Origin of the sequence: Streptomyces sp. NPDC001507 (assembly GCF_042894765.1) — a bacterium.
Lineage (GTDB): Bacteria > Actinomycetota > Actinomycetes > Streptomycetales > Streptomycetaceae > Streptomyces.
Genome location: NZ_JBIAVV010000001.1, coordinates 667,055 through 688,597, shown reverse-complemented (window position 1 = coordinate 688,597; position 21,543 = coordinate 667,055). Strand labels below are relative to the sequence as shown.

General features: G+C 72.3%; 16 protein-coding genes. 9 read left to right on the top strand and 7 right to left on the bottom strand.

Annotation, left to right across the window (positions count from 1 at the left end):
- Positions 1-68: 68 nt before the first annotated feature.
- Entirely contained in the window at positions 69-2,810 is a 2,742-nt protein-coding gene (locus ACFY0K_RS03190; protein ID WP_390638328.1) for a SpoIIE family protein phosphatase, read from the top strand.
- 3 nt (positions 2,811-2,813) lie between these two features.
- Here the strand turns inward: ACFY0K_RS03190 and ACFY0K_RS03185 are convergent, their stop codons facing one another.
- Positions 2,814-4,649 carry a glycoside hydrolase family 15 protein gene (locus ACFY0K_RS03185; RefSeq protein ID WP_390638327.1) on the bottom strand — a complete coding sequence of 612 codons (1,836 nt, stop codon included), beginning with the start codon at positions 4,647-4,649 and terminating at the stop codon, positions 2,814-2,816.
- 132 nt (positions 4,650-4,781) lie between these two features.
- On the opposite strand from ACFY0K_RS03185, the gene ACFY0K_RS03180 reads away from it, so the two are divergent.
- From ACFY0K_RS03180 to ACFY0K_RS03165, 4 genes are all read left to right on the top strand, one after another.
- Positions 4,782-4,988, top strand: a complete 207-nt coding sequence (locus tag ACFY0K_RS03180) for a hypothetical protein (protein ID WP_390638326.1) — start codon at positions 4,782-4,784, stop codon at positions 4,986-4,988.
- Positions 4,989-5,106: 118 nt separating this feature from the next.
- Positions 5,107-6,510 carry a Si-specific NAD(P)(+) transhydrogenase gene (gene sthA / locus ACFY0K_RS03175; RefSeq protein WP_388712962.1) on the top strand — a complete coding sequence of 468 codons (1,404 nt, stop codon included), beginning with the start codon at positions 5,107-5,109 and terminating at the stop codon, positions 6,508-6,510.
- Positions 6,511-6,803: 293 nt separating this feature from the next.
- Positions 6,804-8,276 carry an APC family permease gene (locus tag ACFY0K_RS03170; RefSeq protein ID WP_390638325.1) on the top strand — a complete coding sequence of 491 codons (1,473 nt, stop codon included), beginning with the start codon at positions 6,804-6,806 and terminating at the stop codon, positions 8,274-8,276.
- Positions 8,277-8,288: 12 nt separating this feature from the next.
- A complete protein-coding gene (locus ACFY0K_RS03165; protein WP_390638324.1) occupies positions 8,289-9,248 on the top strand; it encodes a hypothetical protein in 960 nt (319 codons plus the stop codon).
- Between the two features lie 25 nt (positions 9,249-9,273).
- On the opposite strand, the gene ACFY0K_RS03160 is transcribed toward ACFY0K_RS03165, so the two are convergent.
- From ACFY0K_RS03160 to efeU, 3 genes are all read right to left on the bottom strand, one after another.
- A complete protein-coding gene (locus tag ACFY0K_RS03160; protein WP_390638323.1) occupies positions 9,274-10,425 on the bottom strand; it encodes a HoxN/HupN/NixA family nickel/cobalt transporter in 1,152 nt (383 codons plus the stop codon).
- 140 nt (positions 10,426-10,565) lie between these two features.
- Positions 10,566-11,837 (bottom strand): iron uptake transporter deferrochelatase/peroxidase subunit, encoded by a 1,272-nt coding sequence (efeB, locus tag ACFY0K_RS03155; protein WP_390638322.1) that lies wholly within the window; start codon positions 11,835-11,837, stop codon positions 10,566-10,568.
- Positions 11,838-11,884: 47 nt separating this feature from the next.
- Positions 11,885-14,113: an iron uptake transporter permease EfeU gene (gene efeU, locus ACFY0K_RS03150; RefSeq protein WP_390638321.1), complete on the bottom strand. Its 2,229-nt coding sequence runs from the start codon at positions 14,111-14,113 to the stop codon at positions 11,885-11,887.
- 273 nt (positions 14,114-14,386) lie between these two features.
- Here efeU and ACFY0K_RS03145 point away from each other — a divergent pair, with 273 nt between their 5' ends.
- Entirely contained in the window at positions 14,387-15,070 is a 684-nt protein-coding gene (locus tag ACFY0K_RS03145; protein WP_390638320.1) for a phosphatase PAP2 family protein, read from the top strand.
- A 105-nt stretch (positions 15,071-15,175) separates the two neighbouring features.
- Here ACFY0K_RS03145 and ACFY0K_RS03140 read toward each other — a convergent pair whose 3' ends face one another.
- Positions 15,176-16,123 carry a lysylphosphatidylglycerol synthase domain-containing protein gene (locus ACFY0K_RS03140; RefSeq protein ID WP_390638319.1) on the bottom strand — a complete coding sequence of 316 codons (948 nt, stop codon included), beginning with the start codon at positions 16,121-16,123 and terminating at the stop codon, positions 15,176-15,178.
- Between the two features lie 147 nt (positions 16,124-16,270).
- On the opposite strand from ACFY0K_RS03140, the gene ACFY0K_RS03135 reads away from it, so the two are divergent.
- Positions 16,271-16,654 (top strand): BlaI/MecI/CopY family transcriptional regulator, encoded by a 384-nt coding sequence (locus tag ACFY0K_RS03135; protein ID WP_294007099.1) that lies wholly within the window; start codon positions 16,271-16,273, stop codon positions 16,652-16,654.
- Entirely contained in the window at positions 16,651-17,547 is an 897-nt protein-coding gene (locus ACFY0K_RS03130) for a M56 family metallopeptidase (RefSeq protein WP_390638318.1), read from the top strand. The genes ACFY0K_RS03135 and ACFY0K_RS03130 overlap by 4 nt, the downstream gene beginning before the upstream one ends.
- A gap of 170 nt (positions 17,548-17,717) precedes the next feature.
- On the opposite strand, the gene ACFY0K_RS03125 is transcribed toward ACFY0K_RS03130, so the two are convergent.
- Both ACFY0K_RS03125 and ACFY0K_RS03120 read right to left on the bottom strand, forming a co-directional pair.
- Positions 17,718-20,063, bottom strand: a complete 2,346-nt coding sequence (locus ACFY0K_RS03125; RefSeq protein WP_390638317.1) for a glycoside hydrolase family 65 protein — start codon at positions 20,061-20,063, stop codon at positions 17,718-17,720.
- Positions 20,060-20,794 (bottom strand): beta-phosphoglucomutase family hydrolase, encoded by a 735-nt coding sequence (locus ACFY0K_RS03120; RefSeq protein ID WP_390638316.1) that lies wholly within the window; start codon positions 20,792-20,794, stop codon positions 20,060-20,062. The genes ACFY0K_RS03125 and ACFY0K_RS03120 overlap by 4 nt, the downstream gene beginning before the upstream one ends.
- A 77-nt stretch (positions 20,795-20,871) precedes the next feature.
- Here ACFY0K_RS03120 and ACFY0K_RS03115 point away from each other — a divergent pair, with 77 nt between their 5' ends.
- Positions 20,872-21,534: a nucleoside/nucleotide kinase family protein gene (locus ACFY0K_RS03115; RefSeq protein ID WP_390638315.1), complete on the top strand. Its 663-nt coding sequence runs from the start codon at positions 20,872-20,874 to the stop codon at positions 21,532-21,534.
- Positions 21,535-21,543 lie beyond the last annotated feature (9 nt).

The following is a 21,543-nucleotide window of genomic DNA, read 5'->3' as shown; positions in this document are numbered from 1 at the left end:
GGGTATCGTCCTGGTTACCTCTGGGGACGCTCTCGCCTCGGGCGGCGCGGCAGTGTAGACATGGGCTCATGGTCCGTCAGCCCGGCCGGTCCGACACTCGGCCGTCCCGATCCGGGACTCCGCGCGCGCCGCTCGCCCAGCGGAAGCCCAGCGGGCCGGGGCATATCCGGTCCGGACGGCTGTGGTCGACGCTGAGCGGCCGCAGCGTGGCCGGGCAGGTGTTCGTGCTGCAGGTCGCGATCGTGCTGCTGCTGATCGTGGCGGCGGTGCTGGCGCTGGTGCTCCAGGTACGGCGCGACAGCAGTATGGAGGCCCGCAACCGGTCCCTTGCCGTCGCCCAGACCTTCGCCGACGCCCCCGGCACGGCCGCGGCGCTGCGGCTGCCCCACCCGACGACGGTGCTCCAGCCGCGGGCGGAGGCGGCCCGCAAGGCGACGGGCGTGGACTTCATCGTCGTCATGAACACCGACGGGATCCGGTACACGCACCCCAAGCCGGACCGCATCGGCAAGAAGTTCGTCGGGACCATCGGGCCCGCGCTGGCCGGCGGGACCGTCACCGAGGAGGTGCACGGCACCATCGGGGAGCTGGTGCAGGCCGTGGTCCCGGTCCGGGACGCGAACGGCAAGGTGGTGGGCCTGGTGTCGGCCGGTATCACCACCGCGCACGTGGGCGGCACCGCCGACCAGCAGCTCCCGCTGCTGCTCACCGCGGCCGCCGCGGCGCTGACCCTGGCGACGGCGGGCACCGCGCTGGTCAGCCGGCGGCTGCTGCGCCAGACGCACGGTCTGGGCCCGGACGAGATGACCCGGATGTACGAGCACCACGACGCGGTGCTGCACTCCGTGCGCGAGGGTGTGCTGATCGTCGGGGGCGACGGCCGGCTGATGCTCGCCAACGACGAGGCGCAGCGCCTGCTGGACCTGCCGGCGGACGCCGAGCGCCGCCGGGTCCTGGACCTCGGCCTGGACCCGGAGACGGCGACGCTGATCGCCTCCGGGCGGGTCGCCACCGACGAGGTGCATCTGGTCAAGGACCGGCTGCTGGCCGTCAACCAGCGCCCCATCGAGGTGCGCGGCGGCCCGCCCGGCAGCGTCATCACGCTGCGCGACTCCACCGAGCTGCGGGCTCTCTCCGGCCGCGCCGAGGTGGCCCGCGAGCGCCTGAACATGCTGTACGAGGCCGGGGTGGACATCGGCACCAGCCTGGACGTCACCCGTACCGCTGAGGCACTCGCGGAGCTGGCCGTGCCGCGGTTCGCGGACTACGCCGCCATCGACCTGTACGAGGCCGTCCTCAAGGGCGAGGAGCCCAAGCCCGGGGACGCACTGCGCCGGGTGGCGTGCACCGGCGTCCGCAAGGACGCCCCGTTGTACCCGGTCGGCGAGAGGTTCCAGTTCGTGCCGTCCTCGCCGCAGGGCCGGAGCCTGCTGAGCGGCGAGTCGGTCGTCGAGCCGCGGCTGCGGGAGGCGCCCGGCTGGCGGGCCCAGGACGTGGAGCTGACCGGCCAGATCCTGGAGTTCGGCATCCACTCGCTGATCACGGTTCCGCTGCGGGCCGGGAACATGGTGCTGGGCGTGGCCAACTTCTGCCGCTCGGAGAAGCCCACCCCGTTCGACACGGAGGAGCTGGCCCTCGCGGAGGAACTGGTGGCCCGCGCCGCGGTCTCCATCGACAACGCCCGCCGCTACACGCGCGAGCACAGCATGGCGGTCACCCTGCAGCGCAGTCTGCTGCCACGCAGCCTGCCCGCGCAGAGCGCCCTGGACATCGCCTACCGGTACCTGCCGGCCCAGTCGGGCGTGGGCGGCGACTGGTTCGACGTGCTCCCGCTGTCCGGGGCCCGGGTGGCGCTGGTGGTCGGCGACGTGGTGGGGCACGGGCTGCACGCGGCGGCGACCATGGGGCGGCTGCGCACCGCCGTGCACAACTTCACGGCACTGGACCTGCAGCCGGACGAGCTGCTGGGCCTGCTGGACGAGTTGGTGAGCCGCATCGATCAGGACGAGACCTCCGAGGACGACGCGGACACCACGGCCGCGATCAGCGGCGCGACCTGTCTGTACGCGATCTACGACCCGGTGTCGCGGCGCTGCACGGTGGCCCGTGCCGGTCATCCGCCGCCGGCGCTGGTCAGGCCGGACGGCGGAGTGGAGTTCGCGGACGTGCCGGCCGGCCCTCCGCTGGGCCTGGGCGGGCTGCCCTTCGAGACGGCCGAGCTGGACCTGGCGCCGGGCAGCAGCCTGGTCCTGTACACCGACGGGCTGGTGGAGGACCGGCAGCGGGACATCGACGAGGGGCTGGAACTGCTGGCCGGCGCGCTGGAGTCGGCGGCCGGCGACACCCCGGACGAGACCTGTGCGGCCGTCCTGGAGCGGCTGCCTGCCCGCCCCAGCGACGACGTCGCGCTGATCGTCGCCAGGACCCGGGCGCTCGGCGCGGACCGGATCGCCGAGTGGCAGGTGCCGGCGGATCCGGCGGCCGTCTCGGAGGTGCGGTCCAGGGTGACCCGTCAGCTGGCGGACTGGAACCTGGACGAGCTGTCCTTCACGACGGAGCTGATCCTCAGCGAGCTGGTCACCAACGCCATCCGGCACGGCCGGGCGCCCATCGGGGTACGGCTGCTGCGCGACCGGACGCTGATCTGCGAGGTCTCCGACGGCAGCACCACCTCCCCGCACCTGCGGTACGCGGCGAGCACCGACGAGGGGGGCCGGGGTCTGTTCCTGGTCGCGCAGATGGCCGAGCGCTGGGGCACCCGCTACACGCCCGCCGGAAAGGTCATCTGGGCGGAGCAGCCGCTGCCGTGATCCTCAGCCCAGCGCGCGGTCCAGGTTGAAGGCGGCGCTGATGAGGGCGAGGTGCGTGAACGCCTGCGGGAAGTTGCCCTGTTGCTCACCGGTGCGGCCGATCTCCTCGGCGTACAGGCCGAGGTGGTTGGCGTAGGTGAGCATCTTCTCGAAGGCGAGCCGGGCCTCGTCGACGCGTCCGGCGCGCACCAGGGCCTCCACGTACCAGAAGGAGCAGATCGAGAAGGTGCCCTCGTCGCCTCGGAGGCCGTCGGGGCTGGCCTGCGGGTCGTAGCGGTAGACGAGGGAGTCGGAGACCAGGTCCTCGGTGAGCGCGTCCAGGGTGGACAGCCACTTGGGGTCGGTCGGGGCGATGAACTTGGCCAGGGGCATCATGAGCAGCGAGGCGTCCAGGACGTCGCCGCCCTCGTACTGGACGAAGGCGCCGCGCCGCTCGGACCAGCCGCGGTCCATGATCCGCCGGTAGATGGTGTCGCGGGCCTGCCGCCAGCGGGGCAGGTCGGCGGGCAGGCCGCGCCGGTTGGCGAGGCGGATCGCCCGCTCGATGGCGACCCAGCACATCAGCCGCGAGTACAGGAAGTTCTTGCGGCCGCCACGGGTCTCCCACACGCCCTCGTCGGGCTGGTCCCAGTGGTCACAGACCCAGCCCACGAGGCGGGTGACGTCGTCCCACTGGGCGCTGGAGATGGGCTCGGCCCATTTGTCGTAGAGGTAGATCGAGTCGATGAGGGCGCCGTAGATGTCCAGCTGGAGCTGGCCGGCCGCGTCGTTGCCGACCCGTACCGGGGCCGAGCCGCAGTGGCCCTCCAGGTGGGTCAGCTCGCGTTCGGGCAGGTCGGAGCGGCCGTCGATGCCGTACATGATCTGCAGCGGGCCGGAGGCGAAGCCGTCGCCGGGGCTGATGTAGGTGGTCACGAACTTCATGAAGGCCGCGGCCTCGCTGCTGAAGCCGAGCCGCAGCAGGGCGTAGACGGCGAAGGCGGCGTCGCGGATCCAGACGTAGCGGTAGTCCCAGTTCCGCTCGCCGCCGAACTGCTCGGGCAGGCTGGTGGTGGGTGCCGCGACGATGGCGCCGGTGGGGGCGTAGGTGAGCAGCTTCAGGGTGAGCGCCGAGCGGTGCACCATCTCGCGCCAGCGGCCCCGGTAGCGGGACTGGTGGAGCCAGCGCCGCCAGAAGCAGACCGTGGTCTCGAACTGCTGCTCGGCCTCGGCGCGGGCGCAACCGCGGGGGGCGATGTCCTCGCCGGCCTGGTCGAGGGCGAAGACGGCCGACTCGCCCTCGGTGAGCTTGAAGTCGGCGCAGGCGTCCGGCCCGTCGCTCTCCAGGGCCACCGTCGAGGTGAGCAGCAGGGACTTGTCCGCGGACTCGAACAGCGCGGTGTCACCGAGCATGCACAGGGTGTGCGGGTCGGCGCCGTAGTTGAAGCGGGGGGCCACCCGGACCCGGAAGGGCACGGTGCCGCGCACGCACAGCACCCGGCGGATCAGCCGGTGGCGCGCGCACTCCTGCGACTCCCCCGTCACCGGCATGAAGTCCTGGACCTCGCCGACCCCCTCGTCGGTGAAGAACCGGGTGATCAGCACGTTCGTGTCGGGGAAGTAGAACTGCTTGGTCCGGGCCGGCACGGAGGCGGCCAGCGCGAAGAAGCCGCCGCGCTCGGCGTCCAGCACGGCCGCGAAGACGCTGGGGGCGTCGAAGGACGGGCTGCAGTACCAGTCGATCGTGCCGTTGCTGCCGACCAGGGCCACGCTGCGCAGATCGCCGATCAGTCCGTGCTCGGCGATCGGCAGGTAGCGGGGGCTCCCGGGCGCATTCTGGTAAAACGCCTGCTCGGCCATCGTGACGGCCTCCCCGGAACGGATGTACGGTCACCTTACAACCTAAAAGGGGCGAATTCCTTCCCGGGATGCGGGGTGCGGCCGGGCGGGCAATCGTGAAAGTGTGCACCCCCGCTCCGCGAAGGAGGGACCATGTCGACCTCAGAACCCGAAGCGTCCCGGTCGTCCGACGACCGCGCCACCCCGGACTCCCTGCTGCACAGCGCCCCCGGCACCGGGGTGGCGCCCGAGGACCTGGTGATGGCGTCGGGCCGGGACGTCACCCCGGAGACCCTGGAATGGGCCAGGAAGAAGATGGAGCGCGAAGGGCCGAACTGCGTCGAGCGGCTCCTGCCCTGACCCCGGCGGCCCGCGGGGCCGGTGAGACGCGCAACGGGCCTGGCCCCCACCGGATTTCACGGGAAGGTTGCCCGTTCACCCTTTCGAAGCGGGGGCGGCTGCTGACAGACTTCGCAGGGTGCCCGACTTCGACATGCTCGTCATCGGTTCCGGACCCGGCGGCCAGAAGGCCGCCATCGCGGCGGCCAAACTCGGCCGCCGGGTCGCCGTCGTGGACAGCCCCGACATGGTCGGCGGCGTGTCCATCCACACCGGGACCATCCCGTCCAAGACCCTGCGCGAGGCGGTCCTCTACCTGACCGGCCTGACCCAGCGCGACCTGTACGGCCAGAGCTACCGGCTGAAGGAGGACATCACCGTCGCCGACCTGACCGCGCGCACCCAGCACGTGGTCAGCCGCGAGGTGGACGTCATCCGCAACCAGCTCTCCCGCAACCACGTCACCCTCTGCTCCGGCACCGGCCGGTTCGTCGACCCGCACACCGTCGCCCTGCGCGAACCCAACGGCAATGAACGGCTGTTGACCGCCGAGCACATCATCATCGCGACCGGCACCCGGCCGGCCCGGCCGGACAGCGTCGAGTTCGACGGCCGCACCATCATGGACTCGGACAACGTGCTGTCGCTGGAGCGGGTCCCGCGCTCCATGGTCATCGTCGGGGCCGGCGTCATCGGCATGGAGTACGCCAGCATGTTCGCCGCGCTCGGCAGCAAGGTCACCGTCGTCGAGAAGCGCGCGGCCATGCTCGACATGTGCGACGTCGAGGTCGTCGAGTCGCTCAAGTACCACCTGCGGGACCTGGCCGTCACCTTCCGGTTCGGGGAGACGGTCGCCGCCGTCGAGCGGCATGCGCGGGGCACGCTGACCGTGCTGGAGAGCGGCAAGAAGATACCGGCGGACACGGTGATGTACTCGGCGGGCCGGCAGGGCCTGACCGACGGACTCGACCTGGACAGGGCGGGCCTGTCCGCGGACCGGCGCGGCCGGATCAAGGTGGACGAGCACTTCCGCACCGAGGTGCCGCACATCTACGCCGTGGGCGACGTCATCGGCTTCCCGGCGCTCGCGGCGACCTCGATGGAACAGGGCCGGGTCGCCGCCTACCACGCGTACGGGGAACCGGTCGGGCAGATGGACAATCTCCAGCCCATCGGCATCTACACGATTCCCGAGATCAGCTTCGTCGGCCGGACCGAGGACCAACTCACCGCGGACAGCGTGCCGTTCGAGGTCGGAGTGGCCCGCTACCGGGAGCTGGCCCGGGGCCAGATCATCGGCGACTCGCACGGCATGCTCAAGCTCCTGGTCTCTCCCGAGGACCGGCGGCTGCTCGGTGTGCACTGCTTCGGTACCGGAGCGACAGAACTGATCCATATCGGTCAGTCGGTGATGGGTTGCGGTGGCACGGTCGACTACCTGGTGGACGCGGTGTTCAACTACCCGACGCTCGCGGAGTCGTACAAGGTTGCGGCCCTGGACGCCACCAACAAACTGCGGCAGCTCGACCGGCTGGAGGACTGAGGGGCCGGAGGAACCGCTGCTTCCGGTGTGAGAGTTGTCGGCACCAAGTGGCATATGTGATTACTGGTCGGTCAGCTTGAAAGGTCAAAGCGTGCCGCTATAGTCACACCCACACACGCGGTGTGACCGTTCGCCGACTCTGGGCATGCGGCCCTCACCCACCCTTTCTCTTCCGACCGGTCCTTGCCCGAGGCCATCCCTCACCGGGTGCGGGGCAGGTCGTGCACCCCCCACCCGTACCGCCGCGGGTCTGCACTCCCGTGCGCCCTGCACGACCGGAAAGCAGCACAACCATGAGCAACAACAGGGGCAGAGGGCTCCAGGCCAACGCCCTGGGCACGTCCGACACCGTGGTCATGGCCGTCGCGGGCAGCGCACCGGCGTACTCGCTGGCCGCGACCACCGCGGTGCTGGCCGGGGCGGTGGGGCTGGCCAGTCCGGCCGCCCTGCTGTGGTGTGCGATACCGATGCTGGGCATCGCGCTCGCCTTCAGCTACCTCGGCCGGATCGACGTGAACGCGGGCGCGAGCTACTCCTGGGTGGGGCGCACCCTGCACCCGTTCCTCGGCTTCGTCAGCGGCTGGGCGCTGGTGGTGTCCGCGACCATCTTCATGGTGGCCGGCTCCCTGCCGGCCGGGTCGATGACCCTGTCCCTGTTCGACGCGGACCTCGCCGACAACGTGGCCCTGTCCACGGTGGTCGGCGCCGCCTGGTTCCTGGTCATGCTGGCGGTGGTGCTCGGCGGCGCCCGCCTCACCGTCCGCGCCCAGCTGCTGATGTCCGGCATCGAGCTGGCGATCCTGCTGCTCTTCGCGGTGCTGGCCCTCTTCCACACCGGCAACGCCCGCAGCTTCGACTGGTCCTGGCTCGGCTTCTCGCACTTCGACGGCGTCTCCGGCTTCGCCTCGGGCGCGCTCATCGCCGCCTTCTACTACTGGGGCTGGGACGTCACCAGCAATCTCAGCGAGGAGACCCGGAACTCCCGCCACACCACCGGCCTCGCGGGCCTGATCGGCGTCGGCATCGTCTTCGCCCTCTTCGAGGTGTTCACCATAGCCGCGAACGTCATCCTCTCCTCGGACCAGATCGATGCGAACAAGGCCAACGTGCTGGGCGTGCTGGGCGAGGAGATCTGGCCGGGCTGGGGCGGCAAGCTGCTCATCGCCGCCGTGCTGCTGTCCACCATCGCGACCCTGGAGACGACGCTCATCCAGGTCACCCGCTCGCTGTTCGCGATGGGCCGCGACCGGACGATGCCGACCGCGCTGGGCCGGGTGCACCGCACCTGGAACACCCCGCACGTGGCGATCGGCGTGGTCGGCGCGGTGGCGCTGACCCTGTTCATCGCCTCCAACGCACTGGGCTCGGTGGGTGAGATCCTCGATGACGCCATCAAGGCGATCGGCCTGCAGATCGCCGTCTACTACGGCCTCGCGGGCCTCGCGGTGGTCGTGGCCTACCGCAAGACGCTCTTCAGGTCGGCCGGCAACTTCCTGCTCGGCGGCCTGTGGCCGCTGTGCGGCGCGGTGTTCATGTTCTGGATCTTCGTCGAGTCACTGGGCGAGCTGAGCACCGCGGCCATCGCGATCGGCATCGGCGGCCTGGCCGCCGGCCTGGTCCCGATGCTCTGGTACTGGAAGCAGGGCAGCGACTACTACCGGCCGGCCAAGCTGGACGCCACCCGCACGGTCGAGGCCGACTACGTCCCCGACGAACCCGCCACCGTGCACGCCCGGGCTTACGAAGGCCTCCCCACCGACTTCTGAGGTACGAGTCAGATGGCGCGCGACCGTTTCGCCCCCGACTTCGACCCGGACTGCGGGGACGCATCCCTCACCTCGGCCCGGCAGGACATCGTCATCGGCCGCTGGCAGGGCCTCAGGGATCTGCTCCGGACCACCGGCCCGGACTGGCTGGCCCGGGGGCACCGGGTCCGGCTGCTGGCGCAGGCCTGCGCGGGCAACTCGACGGCGGAGTCCTGGCTGGCCGCCGAGCCGCACGGCGCCGACGCGCTGGTGCTGCGGGCGGCGACCGAGACGGCCCGGGCGTTCACCCTGGCCATCTCGGCGGGCCGGGGCGTCCCGATCGACCGGGCCCGGATCGACACCGCCGTGCTGGCCTGCCTGGCCGCCGCCGACGCGTACCCGCAGGACCCGACCCCCTGGGTCTCGCTGATCTCGGTGGCCCGGCTGTACCCGACCGGGGTGCGCCGGCAGGAACTCGCCCGCTGGTGGGACGAACTGCACCGGCGCGACCCCTACAACGTGGAGGGCCACCTCCAGGTGCTCCACTACTACTCGGCGCGCTGGCACGGCACGCACGGCCTGATGTACGACTTCGCCCGGGACGCGGCCGGGGTCGCCCCGCCGGGCTGCGCGCTGCCCGTCCTGGTGCAGTACGCCCGCGTCGAGGAGTTCCGGTACGCCCTGGACGCGGCGCAGGGACAGCAGAACGCGGTCGCGCTCAGCCAGCACTGGAAGCACGACGGCGCGGTCAGCGACGTACGGCGCACCTGGGAGCGCTGGATCGCCCAGCGCCCCGAGGGCCCGGTCGCTCCCGGCGAGCTGCGGGACCTCAACCACCTGACGCACGCGGCCTGCCAGGCGGGCGTCATGGAACTCGCCGTGGAGCTGCTGCGGCTCCAGGGGCGGCGTGCGACCCGCACGCCGTGGTCGTACACGGGTGACGCGGAGAAGCAGATCATCAAGTGGCGGGCGGATCTGAAGATGCGTGGTTGATACGCCGCCCCTTACGGGGCACTGCTCAGCCCTCGGTCTGCTCGGCGAGGCCGCTGGTCCACTTCTCCTCGATGCGGCCCGCCTTCCACACGACCAGCGCGATCGCCCAGGTGACGAAGAAGAGGCCGACGATGACGAAGCCGACGGTGTTGAGGTCGAGCCCGGCGACCCAGTCCCAGAAGAGGCCGTGCAGGTCCAGCTTGTCGGCGAGCAGGCCGAGGAGTTCGACCGTGCCGATGATCAGGGCGACGGCCACGGACAGGCCCGTGATGGTGAGGTTGTAGTAGACCTTGCGGACCGGCTTGGAGAACGCCCACTCGTAGGCGAAGTTCATGAACGAGCCGTCGATGGTGTCCAGGAGCGACATGCCGGCCGCGAAGAGCACCGGCAGGGTCAGGATGGCGTACCAGGGCAGGCCGGAGGCGGCGCCGGAGCCGGCGAGGACCAGCAGGGCGATCTCCGTGGCGGTGTCGAAGCCGAGGCCGAAGAGGAGCCCGAGCGGGTACATCTGCCAGGGCTTGCTGATCGAGCCGGTGACCCGGCCGAGGAGCCGGTTCATGAAACCGCGGTTGTTGAGCTGGGTCTCCAGGGCGGCCTCGTCGTAGGCGCCGGAGCGCATCTGCCGGAAGACCTTCCAGATGCCGGCCAGGATGACGAGGTTGATGCCGGCGATGAGGTAGAGGAAGGTGCCCGAGACCGTCGTACCGATCAGGCTGGTCACGTCGTGGAGGTTCGATTTGTCGTTCTGGACGGGTCCGGCCACGGCCTTCATCCCGAACGAGAGCAGCAGGGAGAGGCCGAAGACGATGCTGGAGTGGCCGAGGGAGAACCAGAAGCCGACCGACAGCGGCCGCTGGCCCTCCCCCATCAGCTTGCGGGTGGTGTTGTCGATGGCCGCGATGTGGTCGGCGTCGAAGGCGTGCCGCATGCCCAGCGTGTACGCGGTCACGCCGATGCCTATGCCGAAGGACTCGGTGCCCACGCTGAAGTGCTGCGGCGCGATGATCCCGACCAGGGTGCCCCAGCCGATGACGTGCAGGGCCAGCACGAAGCCCGCCATCCCGCCGACCCTGATCCACTCCTGGCGTGTCATGGAGCCGCGGACACGGCGCCAGGCCGAGCGCTTGGTCTCGGCCTGGGCGGGGAGGGACGGAGCGGAACCAGGGGCGGCCGTCATCGGGAGGTGACATCCTTCGGTCGAGCGATGGGCAGCTGCCATCGGCAGCCTTGTGCCATCCTCCCGTACTTGCACATGGTTCGCAGCAAGGCCCGCGACAGGCCTTCACCAAGAGAACGTCATGAGAAGGTAAAGGCCGGTCAGGCCGCCAGCAGTCCGCTCCCCAGCCAGTCCTTGGCGTCCTGCACGCCCGGCAGGGCGAAGAAGTAGCCGCCTCCGGTCGGGGAGATGTAGTCGACGAGCGGCTCGTCGATGAGCCGGGTCTGGGTGGCCTCGAACTGGCGCTGGACGTCCTGCTGGTAGCAGCAGAAGACCAGGCCCATGTCGAGGTTGCCGACGCCGTCCACGCCCCGGTCGTAGTTGTAGCCGCGGCGCAGGATGCGGGAGCTGTCCGTCTTCGCGGTGCGCGGGTTGGCGAGCCGGATGTGGGCGTCCAGCGGGATGGCGTTGCCCTTCGGGTCCCTGGCGTAGTTCGGGATGTCGGTCTCCTTGGCGCCGTCCAGCGGGGCGCCGGTGTCCTTGCGGCGGCCGAACATCAGCTCCTGCTCGCTCAGCGAGACCCGGTCCCAGAACTCGACGAGCATCCGGATGATCCGGACCACCTGGTAGCTGCCGCCCGCCGTCCAGGCGGGCTCACCCTGCCCGGCACCGACCCATATGAGCCGGTTGGTCTCCCGGGCCGAGGTGACGTCCGGATTGGCGATGCCGTCCTTGAAGCCGAGCAGGTTGCGCTGGGCGCCGGTCGGCCGCGGGGCGTTCTGGAACCCGTCGATCCGCCACTTGATCTGCATGGCGCCACGGGTGTGCCTGGTGATGTCCCGCAGTGCGTGCAGGACGGTGTCGGTGCTGTTGGCGCAGATCTGGAGGGAGAGGTCGCCGTGGCACTCGGCGGGCTTCAGGTTGTCGTTGGGGAAGGTCCGCATCGGGGTCAGCCGGGCCGGCTTGGCCTTCGCCAGGCCGTAGCGGTCGTCGAACAGGGAGGCGCCGACGCCGACGGTGACGGTGAGCGCGTCGGAGGGGACCTCGGGGCCGAGGATGCCGTTGTCGGCGGGCGGTGCGCCGACACCGAGGTCCTCGGGGGCGCCGCCGGAGGTGAGGAAGCGGGCCCGCTCGGTGATCGTCTTCAGCAGGTCGGCGAGCTCCTGCCGGCTCTCGGCGATGACGTCGAGGGAGACGAAGGTGGCGGCCGCCGGGGCGGGGGTGAGGATGCCCGCCTGGTGGGTGCCGTGGAAGGGGACCTTCGCGGTGCCGGTCGCGTCCGCGGCCCTGGCCTCGGCGGTGCCCCCGGCCTGGCTCAGCGCGAAGCCGCCGCCGGCCAGGACCGCGCCCGCGGCGCCGGCGCCCAGTGCCGTCCGCACGAAGGAGCGGCGGCCCGTGCCCATCGGGCAGGACGGGGTGTCGGCAGCGGACATCGGAGGGTTCCCTTCGTCGTACGGGTGCGGGTGCTGTGCGGGGTTCATCAGGCGGACTTCCTGATCTCCAGGAGGTCCGGCACCGGGGCGAGGTCTTCCAGGAGCTGTCCGGTGGCGCCGGTGATCCGCTGCCGGGTGACGGTGTCGACCTGCTCGACCGGGGTCCAGCTCGCGCCTTGGTGCTCGGCGTCCAGGAGCTGCTGGAGACGGGCGATGTCCGCGTCGACGGCCGGGAGCAGCTGCGGCGCCCGGGTGGTCAGCAGCGGCCGCAGCACGGTGAGCAGCTCGCGGGTACCGGCGAGGTTGGCGTTCGCGGTGGCGAGGTTGGTGCCGCTGCCCTCGTCGGTGTCGGCGGTCAGCTCGAACTGGAGGGTGTTCTCCAGGATCTCGTGGGCGCGCAGCGGCAGGTCGCCCCGGGCGAAGTCCTGGGCGGGGAACGCCTTCTGCAGCCCGGCCGCCGCGTCGGCGAGCGCCTGGACCGGAGCCTTCAGCTGTCCGGCGGTCTGCGCGTGCCACAGCCCGTACTCGACCCGGTGGAACCCGGCGAAGTCCTTGTCGGCCACCCCGCCCGGCAGGCCGTCGGCACGGCCGTTGATCTTCTGGTCGTAGTCCTCGAAGGTGCCGTAGGCGGCGCCGAGGGAGGAGTAGGTGAGGTGGGCGGCCAGCCAGTCGGTGCGCGCCTGGGCGAGGTGGTTGCCCGCGATGTCGGCGTCGAGCGTGCGGGTCTGGGCGACGAGGGTGGCCAGGCCCTGTTCGACGTACGCCTTGTACGCCTCCAGGGGCGCCGCGAGGTCGTTCTCGGAGACGGGTACGACCGCCTTGGTGCTGCCCGTGCCGCCGCTGACGGTGACCGACCTGGAGGTGACGGCCTTGCCGGTGGAGGGGACACAGCGCCAGGCGTAGGTGCCGCCGGCGACCGTGGCGACCAGGTCGCGGGTGGTGCCGGGGGCGAGGCCCTCGATCTCGCCGTAGACCGCGTTGCTGCTCGGGTCGATCAGGTACACCTCGGAGGTCTTGTCGCCGGTGTTCTGCATCTGGAAGGTCTGGCGGCCCGGCTTGGGCGCGGTGAAGCCCTTGCCGCACTCGGTTGCGGAGACGGCGACGGTCTGCCCGCCGCCCGGCTTGGGCCGGGCCAGGGCGACGACGAGTCCGGCGACCACGGCGGGGACGGCGACCACGGCGACGGGCACCACCCAGGCGGGCCTGCGCCACGGCCGCCCGGCGGCCTTCGGGCCCGGCTCCGGCCGGCCGGCGGCGAGGTCCGGCCGCGCCTGCGGTCCGGGCTCCCCTGCGGCGGGCTCAGGCCGCGGCTCGACGAGCCCCTCCGCGCCGGGATCCGGCACGGATCCGCCGGCAGCGGACTCCGCCTCGGCCGCACCCTCGACCGGCTGCGGCTCCGGCTTCGACTCCGGCCGGTTCGCGGCAGCGGTCGGCTCGTTCCGCTGGGCGGCCGGCTTCGGTACGGACGTCCGCACTCCGCGCACGAACAGGGTCATGACGACGGCCAGGTAGCCGACGTACCCGGCCACCTGCAGCCAGGTCATCGTCGGCGTGATGTTGAGGACACCCTGGACGAGGGTGCTGTACCAGGAGCCCGCGTCGATGTGGCTGCCGAGGTCGAAGGCGTAGGCGGTGTTGCCAGGGAGGACGCCGCCCTCCTGGAGGTCGCGGAGCCCGTAGCCGAGGACGCCGGCCGCGATCACGATCAGGACGGCGCCGGTGAAGGTGAAGAACTTCGTGAGGTTGATCTTCAGTACCCGGCGGTACAGGCCCCAGCAGAGGCCGGCCGCCAGGACCAGGCCGATCCCGGCGCCGGTCAGCGGCCCCGCGGACTCGCCGGCCGCCCGGGCGGTGGTCCACAGGAACAGCGCGGTCTCCAGGCCCTCGCGGCCGACGGCGAGGAACGAGGTCAGGACCAGCACGCCCGAGCCCATGGCCAGGGCGCCGGTGACCTTCTCCTTGATCTCCCCGGAGAGGCTGCGGGCCGAGCGGCGCATCCAGAAGACCATCGCGGTGACGAAGGCGACCGCGATCACGCTGAGGGTGCCGCCGAAGGCCTCCTGGGCGGTCGCGGAGAGGGAGGCGGCGGTGAAGGTGAGGACCGCGCCGAAGCTCATCGCCAGCGCGATCGCGGCCAGGACACCCGTCCACACCTGCGGCAGCCGCTTCTTGGCCCCGGCCCGCACCAGCGTGGCGACGAGGATCGACACGATCAGCCCGGCCTCAAGACCTTCCCTCAGTCCGATCAGGAAACTCGGAAACGCGTCGTCCCACATCGGCCGCAGCCCTCCCCGGCAGGCCCGTCCCCGCCCCTTGGCTTCGAACTTAGTGAAGGCATGCCTTACTCCGCCGACCATGATGACTACACCCATGTAGTCAGTCGGTCATGAACTGGCAATGGTGCGGTAAAAGCCGCGGCCGGCCGCCGACGCGCACACCCGGGAACACCGACGGGACAGCAATCGTCTACATTCGGGTAGACCGTCTACAGGTACGTAGTCATCACTCGCGTTGCAGCTCGTCACACCGAGGGGGCCGTCGTCGGCGTCATGGACCGCAAGAGGACCGCGGAGTTCGCGGGGAGTGTCGCGCTCGGGGCCTGGGCGGCGTTCGCCGTGCTCGCGCTGGTGGTGGCGGGCCGGCACGGCACCCCGCTCGCGCCGGACCGCACCCTGCTGGCCTGGTCCCTCCGCCACCGGACCGACGTGGCCGTGGCCGCGGCCCGGGGGATCACCACGACCGGCACCGGGGTCGTGCCGTACGCCCTGGTCGTGGCGGTGGGGCTGGTCGTGGGCCGCACCCGGCGACAGCGGCTGGTCGCCGCGCTGCTCGGCGCGGGCTGCCTCGCCCTGGGCCAGACGGTCCGGTGGGGCGTGATGGAGCTGGTCGCGCGGCCCCGGCCGCCGCAGGCCGACTGGCAGACGTCGGCCTCCGGCTATTCCTTCCCGTCCGGCCACACCACCACCGCCGCGCTCGCCGCCGGCCTGGTCGTCCTCGCGATCTGGACGAGGGCCCCGCACGGCCGCGGCCCGTGGTGCGCGGCCGTCGCCTGCTGGGGGCTCGCCGTGGGGGCCACCCGGGTGTTCCTCGGTGTGCACTGGTGCACCGACGTGCTCGGCGGCTGGCTGTTCGCGGCCGGGTGGCTCGGGTTCTGCGCGTGCCTGGCGGCCCGGTGGGTTCCGGACGCGTGGGCGCGGGACGGCGTTCCGGAGAGACCGGTGGCCGCACCCTGAGTCAGGGCGTGGCGCCCGGCCCGTCCGGGCGGGTGCGGCGCCGGCCGGCCGGCTCCCGGGTCAGGTCCCCGGCCGGGGCCGGGGCAGCCGGCCGCCGAGTCGTCGTCACAGTGCCCGGCGCCGGACCAGCAGGCCGAGCACCAGCAGGCCCGGCAGCAGCGGCAGCCACATGGTGAGCAGCCGGTAGCCGAGTACGGCGGAGGCGGCCGCGGTGGCCGGTGCCCCGGAGGCGGTCAGGGCGAACGCGAGGGCCGCGTCGAGGGAGCCGAGGCCGCCCGGGGTGGGCAGCAGCGCGGCGGCGCCGCTGGCGGCGAGGTAGAGCAGCGCCACCCGGGCCGGGGGCAGCGGCAGTCCGACCGCCCGGGTGACGGCGAAGAGCACCAGCGCGTGCAGTCCGGCGAAGGCCAGCGAACCGCCCCACAGCGCGGCCGCGCGGACCGGACGGGCGTGCAGGGCCCGGATGTCGGCGGCCACCACGGCCACCGCTCCCCGGCAGCGGGGCCACACCCGGACCCGGAGCAGCACCACGCCCATGGCGGCCGCGGCGGCCACGGCGAGCAGCGCGACTGCGGACACGTGCGGGATCTGCAGCAATCCCGGGCATGCGGGGGCGAGCACGGCGATCAACGCCAACCGGACCACGGCCCCGGAGGCGGCCTTGACCGCGAGGGCCGACGCACCGCGGCCCGCCGTGATCCCGCAGCGCATCAGGAACCGCAGGTTCACCGCGCCCGCACCGAGCCCGGCGGGCAGCACGTGGTTGGCGGCCGACGCCGCGAACTGTGCGGCGACCAGCCGGCCGCCGGGCAGCCGGCGGGTGACCGCGCCCTGCTGGGCGAGCGCGGAGGACGCCCAGGTCCCGGCCGCCGCCACGGCCGCCACCAGCAGCCACCTCTGGTCGGCGCCGGCGAGCCGCGCCGCCCCGTGCACCACGACCGGCCAGTGCCCCCGGACCAGCCAGCCCGCGCCGAGCAGCAGCACCAGGCAGGCACCGCTCCGCCAGTAGAGTCCCCGGCGGCCCATGACGGGCGTGGCGTTCACGTTCGAGACCATCGAGGCACCCACCCCTGTTCCCCTGCGGCGCGCAGGACCCTCAACGGGCTTCAGGGACAAACACTGACAAATTAACCGGACTTACCGGCGGAGGCAGCGCGGGTACGTCCATACGAACGGCGGCACTACGCGCTGTAAGGTTGGGCCATGGCTGGCACAGGGTCCCGCGGCAGGACGGAGCGGCGCAGCGCCGGAGAGCTGGAGAGCGAGGTCCTGGCGGCCCTGTGGGCGACCGAGCGCCCGTTGACCCCGGCCGAGATCCAGACCGAGATCGGTGGCGGACTCGCGTACAACACGGTCCACACCATCCTGAAGCGGCTGTACGACAAGGGGCTCGTCCTGCGCGACGCGGACGGGCGGCGCGGTGCGTACCGGCCGGCGAAGAACGCGGCAGAGCTGACCGCCGAGGCCATGCACGAGGCCCTGGACCGGGGACCGGACCCGATCGCGGCGCTCCAGCAGTTCGTGTCCGGGCTGAGCCCGGAGGAGGAGCGGGCGCTGCGGAACCTGTTCGCCGGAGGCGGCGCATGAGGTTCGACGTCTACACCCCGCTGCTGGTCTCCCTGCTGCTGTCCCTGGTCAGCCCGGTGACAGCGCGCCGGGTCGCGCCGGCGCTGGCGGCGCGCGTCCTCGCGTCCGCCGCGGTGCTGACCGCCGCCGCGGCCACCTGGTCGCTGATCCTCCTGGCGACGGCCCTGCTGGGCGACGCCCCGTCGGTGGTCCGGGAGGCGCACGAGGACGGGCGTTCGCTGGCCGACCCGGTGCCCGAGGTGATCGGCGTCGCCGCCTGCCTGGCGCTGGTCGTGGTGGTGTGGCGGGTGCAGCGGGCGGTGCGGGCCGAGCGGCGCACCCGGCGGGCGCTGCGGCGGCTGTGCGAGGGGCATCCGCGGGACACCGAACTGGTGGTGGCGGCCTGCGAGGTGCCGCAGGCGTTCGCGATCCCGGGCCGGCCGGGCCGCATCCTGGTCACCTCGGCGATGCTGGGCGCGCTGGCACCGGCGGAGCGGCGGGTGCTGCTCGCGCACGAGCGCGCCCACCTGCGCCACCGGCACGGCCGCCTGGTGACGGCGGTGACGCTCGCGGCCGCCGCCGATCCGCTGCTCGGACCGGTCCGTTCCGCGGTGACCTTCCTGGCGGAGCGGTGGGCGGACGAGCAGGCGGCGACCGAGGTCGGCGACCGCGGCACCACCGCCCGGGCGCTCGCCCGGGCGGCCCTCAGCGCGGGCCGCGCCGCGCACCCGGCCTGCGCCCTCCACTTCACGGACCGCGCGGTGACGCGCCGGATCGCGGCGCTCCAGAAGACTCCGCCCCCGCAGTTGTGGCCCGCCGCAGCGGCCGTCCTCGCCCTGGGCGCACTGGCGGCCCTGTTCGCGGCGGACGCGACGGGCGACCTGGTACGGCTCCTGTACGACGCCCTCACGTGAGCGCCCCTTCTTTTCGGGGTTCTTTTCGGGGGCGCGGGGAACTGCGCGACCAGCCACGACGGCGGCGCGGACGACCGATCACGCCGTAGGGGTACCGACGCGTCGTCGAGTGCCGGTCGTGTGTGGCTGGTCGCAGTTCCCCGCGCCCCTGAACGACGGGGCGCCGTCGCTCACACCGGTCGAGTCGGTGCCCTGTGCAGCGGCTGGGTCGGTGTCGGCCCCGGCCTGGTGGGCGGCACCGCCCGTACCGCCGGGCTCTCCGTGCCGACCGTCACCGGCTCGCCGTGGTGGTACACCGTCAGCGGCGGGCCGTCCAGCAGGGTGTACGTCGCCTTGTCGGCGCCGATCTCCACGCGCAGCCTGCTGCCGCGCAGCTGCAGGCTGAAGGCGAGACGGCGCAGCCGTTCGGGCAGTCGGGGGGCGAAGCGGGCGCCGTCGTCGTAGTGACGCAGTCCGCCGAACCCGGCGACCAGGGCCATCCAGGTGCCGGCGAGGGAGGCGATGTGCAGTCCGTCGCGGGTGTTGTGCTCCAGGTCGTCGAGGTCCATCAGCGCGGCCTCGGCGGTGTAGGCGTGGGCGAGCGTGAGGTGGCCGGCCTGGGCGGCGACGACGGCCTGGCAGCAGGCGGACAGCGAGGAGTCGCGTACGGTCAGCGGCTCGTAGTAGGCGAAGTTGCGGGCGATGTGCTCCTCGTCGAAGTACGACTCGCAGGTGTACATCGCGAGGACCAGGTCGGCCTGTTTGACGACCTGTTTGCGGTAGAGGTCGAAGTACGGGAAGTTCAGCAGCAGCGGGTACTGGTCGGGGCGGGTGTTCTCGAAGTCCCAGCGCTGGTAGCGGGTGAACCCGGCGCTCTGTTCGTGGACGCCGAGCTCGTGGTTGTAGGCGATGTGCATGGCCTCGGCCGCGTCGCGCCAGGCGGCGCTCTCCTCCGCGTCGACGCCGAGCTCCGCCGCCTGCCGCGGGTGGCGTTCGACGGCGTCGGCGGCGGCCAGCAGGTTCGCGCGGGCCATCAGGTTGGTGTACGTGTTGTCGTCGGCGACCGCGCTGTACTCGTCGGGGCCGGTGACGCCGTCGATGTGGAAGGCGCCGCGGCTGTCGTGGTGGCCGAGCGAGCGCCACAAGCGGGCGGTCTCGACGAGCAGCTCGACGCCGGTGTCCCGTTCGAAGTCGGTGTCGCCGGTGGCGGCGACATAGCGGACCACGGCGTCGGCGACGTCGGCGTTGACGTGGAAGGCGGCGGTGCCGGCCGGCCAGTAGGCCGAGCCCTCCGGTCCCGCGATGGTCCGCCACGGGAACGCGGCCCCCTCCAGACCGAGCTGGGCGGCACGTTCGCGGGCGGCGGGCAGGGTGTTGTGCCGCCAGCGCAGCGCCTCGGCGACGGCGCCGGGGGCGGTGTGGGTGAGGACGGGCAGCACGAACATCTCGGTGTCCCAGAAGGCGTGCCCGTCGTACCCGGAGCCGGTGAGGCCCTTGGCGGGTATCGCCCGCTGTTCGGCGCGGGCCCCCGCCTGCAGGACGTGGAAGAGGGCGAAGCGGACGGCCTGCTGGACCTCCTCGTCGCCGTCCACCTCCACGTCGGCACGGGACCAGAAGTCGTCCAGGTAGCCGCGCTGCTCGTCGGCGAGCCCCTGCCAGCCCTCGTGGGCGGCGGCCGCGAGCGCCGCGTCCACCTGGTCGGCCATGGCGGGCAGCGAGCGCACCCCGGACCAGCCGTGGGCGACGAACTTCTCCACCCGCAGCCGCTGCCCGGGCTCCAGGACGGAGGTGACGGTCATCCGGGCCACGTCCACTCCGCTCTCGGCGCGCACCGAGGTCCGCTCGGGGCCGGAGACGGTGTGGTCGGCGGCGACCGCGACCCGCAGGCCACTGCGCCGGGTGCGGTGCACGAGACGCAGCCGCTGCCCGGAGGCGAAGTCGTCCTCCTGCTCCAGCGGCGACTGCAGTGCGAGCGCGGCACGGGGATCGCCGTTCGCCTCGGGCAGTTGCTCGTTGGCGACCAGCTCGGACTGGACCACGATCCGGCAGCGGCGGTCGACGGCCTCCACCTCGTAGGAGACGGCGGCGATCGCCCGCTGGGTCAGCGACACCAGCCGGGTCGAGCGCACCCGCACGGTGGAGCCGGCCGGCGAGGTCCACTCGCAGGTCCGCTCCAGGACGCCGCGGCGCAGGTCGAGGACCCGCTCGTGGGCGACGAGCCGGCCGTAGCGCAGGTCGAAGGGCTCGTCGTCGACCAGCAGCCGCAGGATCTTGCCGTTGGTGACGTTGATGACGGTCTGCCCGGACTCCGGGTAGCCGTAGCCGGCCTCCGCGTACGGCAGCGGGTGCACCTCGTGCACGCCGTTGAGGTAGCTGCCCGGCAGGCCGTGCGGTTCGCCCTCGTCGAGGTTGCCGCGCCAGCCGACGTGCCCGTTGGACAGTGCGAACACCGACTCGCTCTGTGCGAGCACGTCGAGGTTGAGCGCGGTCTCGCGGACCGTCCAGGGTTCCACGGCGTACGCCCGTTGGGTGATCACTCCTTGCCTCCCAGCTCGGCGAGGTCCTTCACGACGGTGTCCGCGCCGTGTGCGTACAGGGCGTCCGTCTGCCCGACGCGGTCCACGCCGACGACGTACCCGAAACGGCCCGCGCGACCCGCGTCCATCCCTGCGAGGGCGTCCTCGAAGACCGCGGCGGCGGCCGGTTCGACCCCCAGGTCGTGGGCGGCGGCCAGGAAGGTGTCCGGGTGCGGCTTGCCGGGGAGGTGCCGCTCGGCGGCCACGACGCCGTCGATCCGGACGTCGAAGAAGTGCTCGGCGCCGATGGAACGCAGTACGTCACGGCAGTTGGCGCTGGAGGAGACGATCGCGGTGCGCAGCCCGTGCGCGCGGACCGCCTCCAGGTAGCGCAGGGTGCCGTCGTAGGCCTCGACGCCCTGGGTGCGGATCTTCTCCAGCAGCAGTTCGTTCTTGCGGTTGCCGAGGCCGTGCACGGTCGGGGCGTCCGGTGGGTCGTCCGCGGTGCCCTCGGGCAGGTGGATGCCGCGGGAGTCGAGGAAGGCGCGGACCCCGTCGGCGCGCGGGCGTCCGTCGACGTACTCGTCGTAGTCGGCGACCGCGTCGAAGGGCCGTTGTCCGTCGTGGCCGCGCAGGAAGGCGTCGAAGGTCTCCTTCCAGGCCGCCGCGTGCACGACGGCCGTCTTGGTGACGACCCCGTCGAGATCGAAGAGACAGGCCTGGATGGTGTCGGGCAGACCGAGTGCAGTCATGACCCGCATCTTCCCCACCGGACGGATTCAAGGGGGTGGCGCACACCACATTCCGGGCCCGGTGTCACACTTTTTGCGTGCCGCTGACTTTCGACGACCTTCTCGACCGTGCCCGTTCACTCTCCGAACGGGCCCCGCGTGCGATCCTCGGCATCGCGGGCAGCCCCGGTGCCGGCAAGACGACTCTGGCCGAGCATCTGGTGCGGGAGCTGAACGGCGCCGGTGAGCCGTGGGCCGCACACGTGCCGATGGACGGGTTCCACCTGGCGGATGTCGAGTTGGACCGCCTCGGCCTGCGGGACCGCAAGGGGGCGCCCGCGACCTTCGACGCGGGCGGATACGCGGCGCTGCTGCGGCGGCTGCGCGCGGAGCCGGACGTCGTGGTGTACGCGCCGGGCTTCGAGCGGGTCCTGGAGCAGCCGATCGCGGGCGCCATCCCCGTCCTGCCGACCGCCCGGCTGGTGGTGACGGAGGGCAACTACCTGCTGCTGACGGACGGTTTGTGGGCGCGGGTGCGGCCGGCCCTGGACGAGGTGTGGTTCTGCGAGATCGACGAGGGCGAGCGGGTACGTCGGCTGGTCGCCCGGCACGAGGAGTTCGGCAAGGGCCACGACCAGGCGGTGGCCTGGGTGGCGGGCACCGACCAGCTCAACGCCGACCTGGTCGCCGCCACCCGGGACCGGGCGGACCTGGTCGTTCCCGGGACGGCCCTGCCCGCGCCTTACGACGCGGGCAGGTGAAGCGCCCCG

Excerpts from the sequence above, each read along its gene's own strand:
- ACFY0K_RS03190 (WP_390638328.1), top strand. The coding sequence starts at position 69 with ATGGTCCGTCAGCCCGGCCGGTCCGACACTCGGCCGTCCCGATCCGGG.
- ACFY0K_RS03185 (WP_390638327.1), bottom strand. The coding sequence starts at position 4,649 with ATGGCCGAGCAGGCGTTTTACCAGAATGCGCCCGGGAGCCCCCGCTAC.
- ACFY0K_RS03180 (WP_390638326.1), top strand. The coding sequence starts at position 4,782 with ATGTCGACCTCAGAACCCGAAGCGTCCCGGTCGTCCGACGACCGCGCC.
- ACFY0K_RS03170 (WP_390638325.1), top strand. The coding sequence starts at position 6,804 with ATGAGCAACAACAGGGGCAGAGGGCTCCAGGCCAACGCCCTGGGCACG.
- ACFY0K_RS03165 (WP_390638324.1), top strand. The coding sequence starts at position 8,289 with ATGGCGCGCGACCGTTTCGCCCCCGACTTCGACCCGGACTGCGGGGAC.
- ACFY0K_RS03160 (WP_390638323.1), bottom strand. The coding sequence starts at position 10,425 with ATGACGGCCGCCCCTGGTTCCGCTCCGTCCCTCCCCGCCCAGGCCGAG.
- efeB (WP_390638322.1), bottom strand. The coding sequence starts at position 11,837 with ATGTCCGCTGCCGACACCCCGTCCTGCCCGATGGGCACGGGCCGCCGC.
- efeU (WP_390638321.1), bottom strand. The coding sequence starts at position 14,113 with ATGTGGGACGACGCGTTTCCGAGTTTCCTGATCGGACTGAGGGAAGGT.
- ACFY0K_RS03145 (WP_390638320.1), top strand. The coding sequence starts at position 14,387 with ATGGACCGCAAGAGGACCGCGGAGTTCGCGGGGAGTGTCGCGCTCGGG.
- ACFY0K_RS03140 (WP_390638319.1), bottom strand. The coding sequence starts at position 16,123 with ATGGTCTCGAACGTGAACGCCACGCCCGTCATGGGCCGCCGGGGACTC.
- ACFY0K_RS03135 (WP_294007099.1), top strand. The coding sequence starts at position 16,271 with ATGGCTGGCACAGGGTCCCGCGGCAGGACGGAGCGGCGCAGCGCCGGA.
- ACFY0K_RS03130 (WP_390638318.1), top strand. The coding sequence starts at position 16,651 with ATGAGGTTCGACGTCTACACCCCGCTGCTGGTCTCCCTGCTGCTGTCC.
- ACFY0K_RS03120 (WP_390638316.1), bottom strand. The coding sequence starts at position 20,794 with ATGACTGCACTCGGTCTGCCCGACACCATCCAGGCCTGTCTCTTCGAT.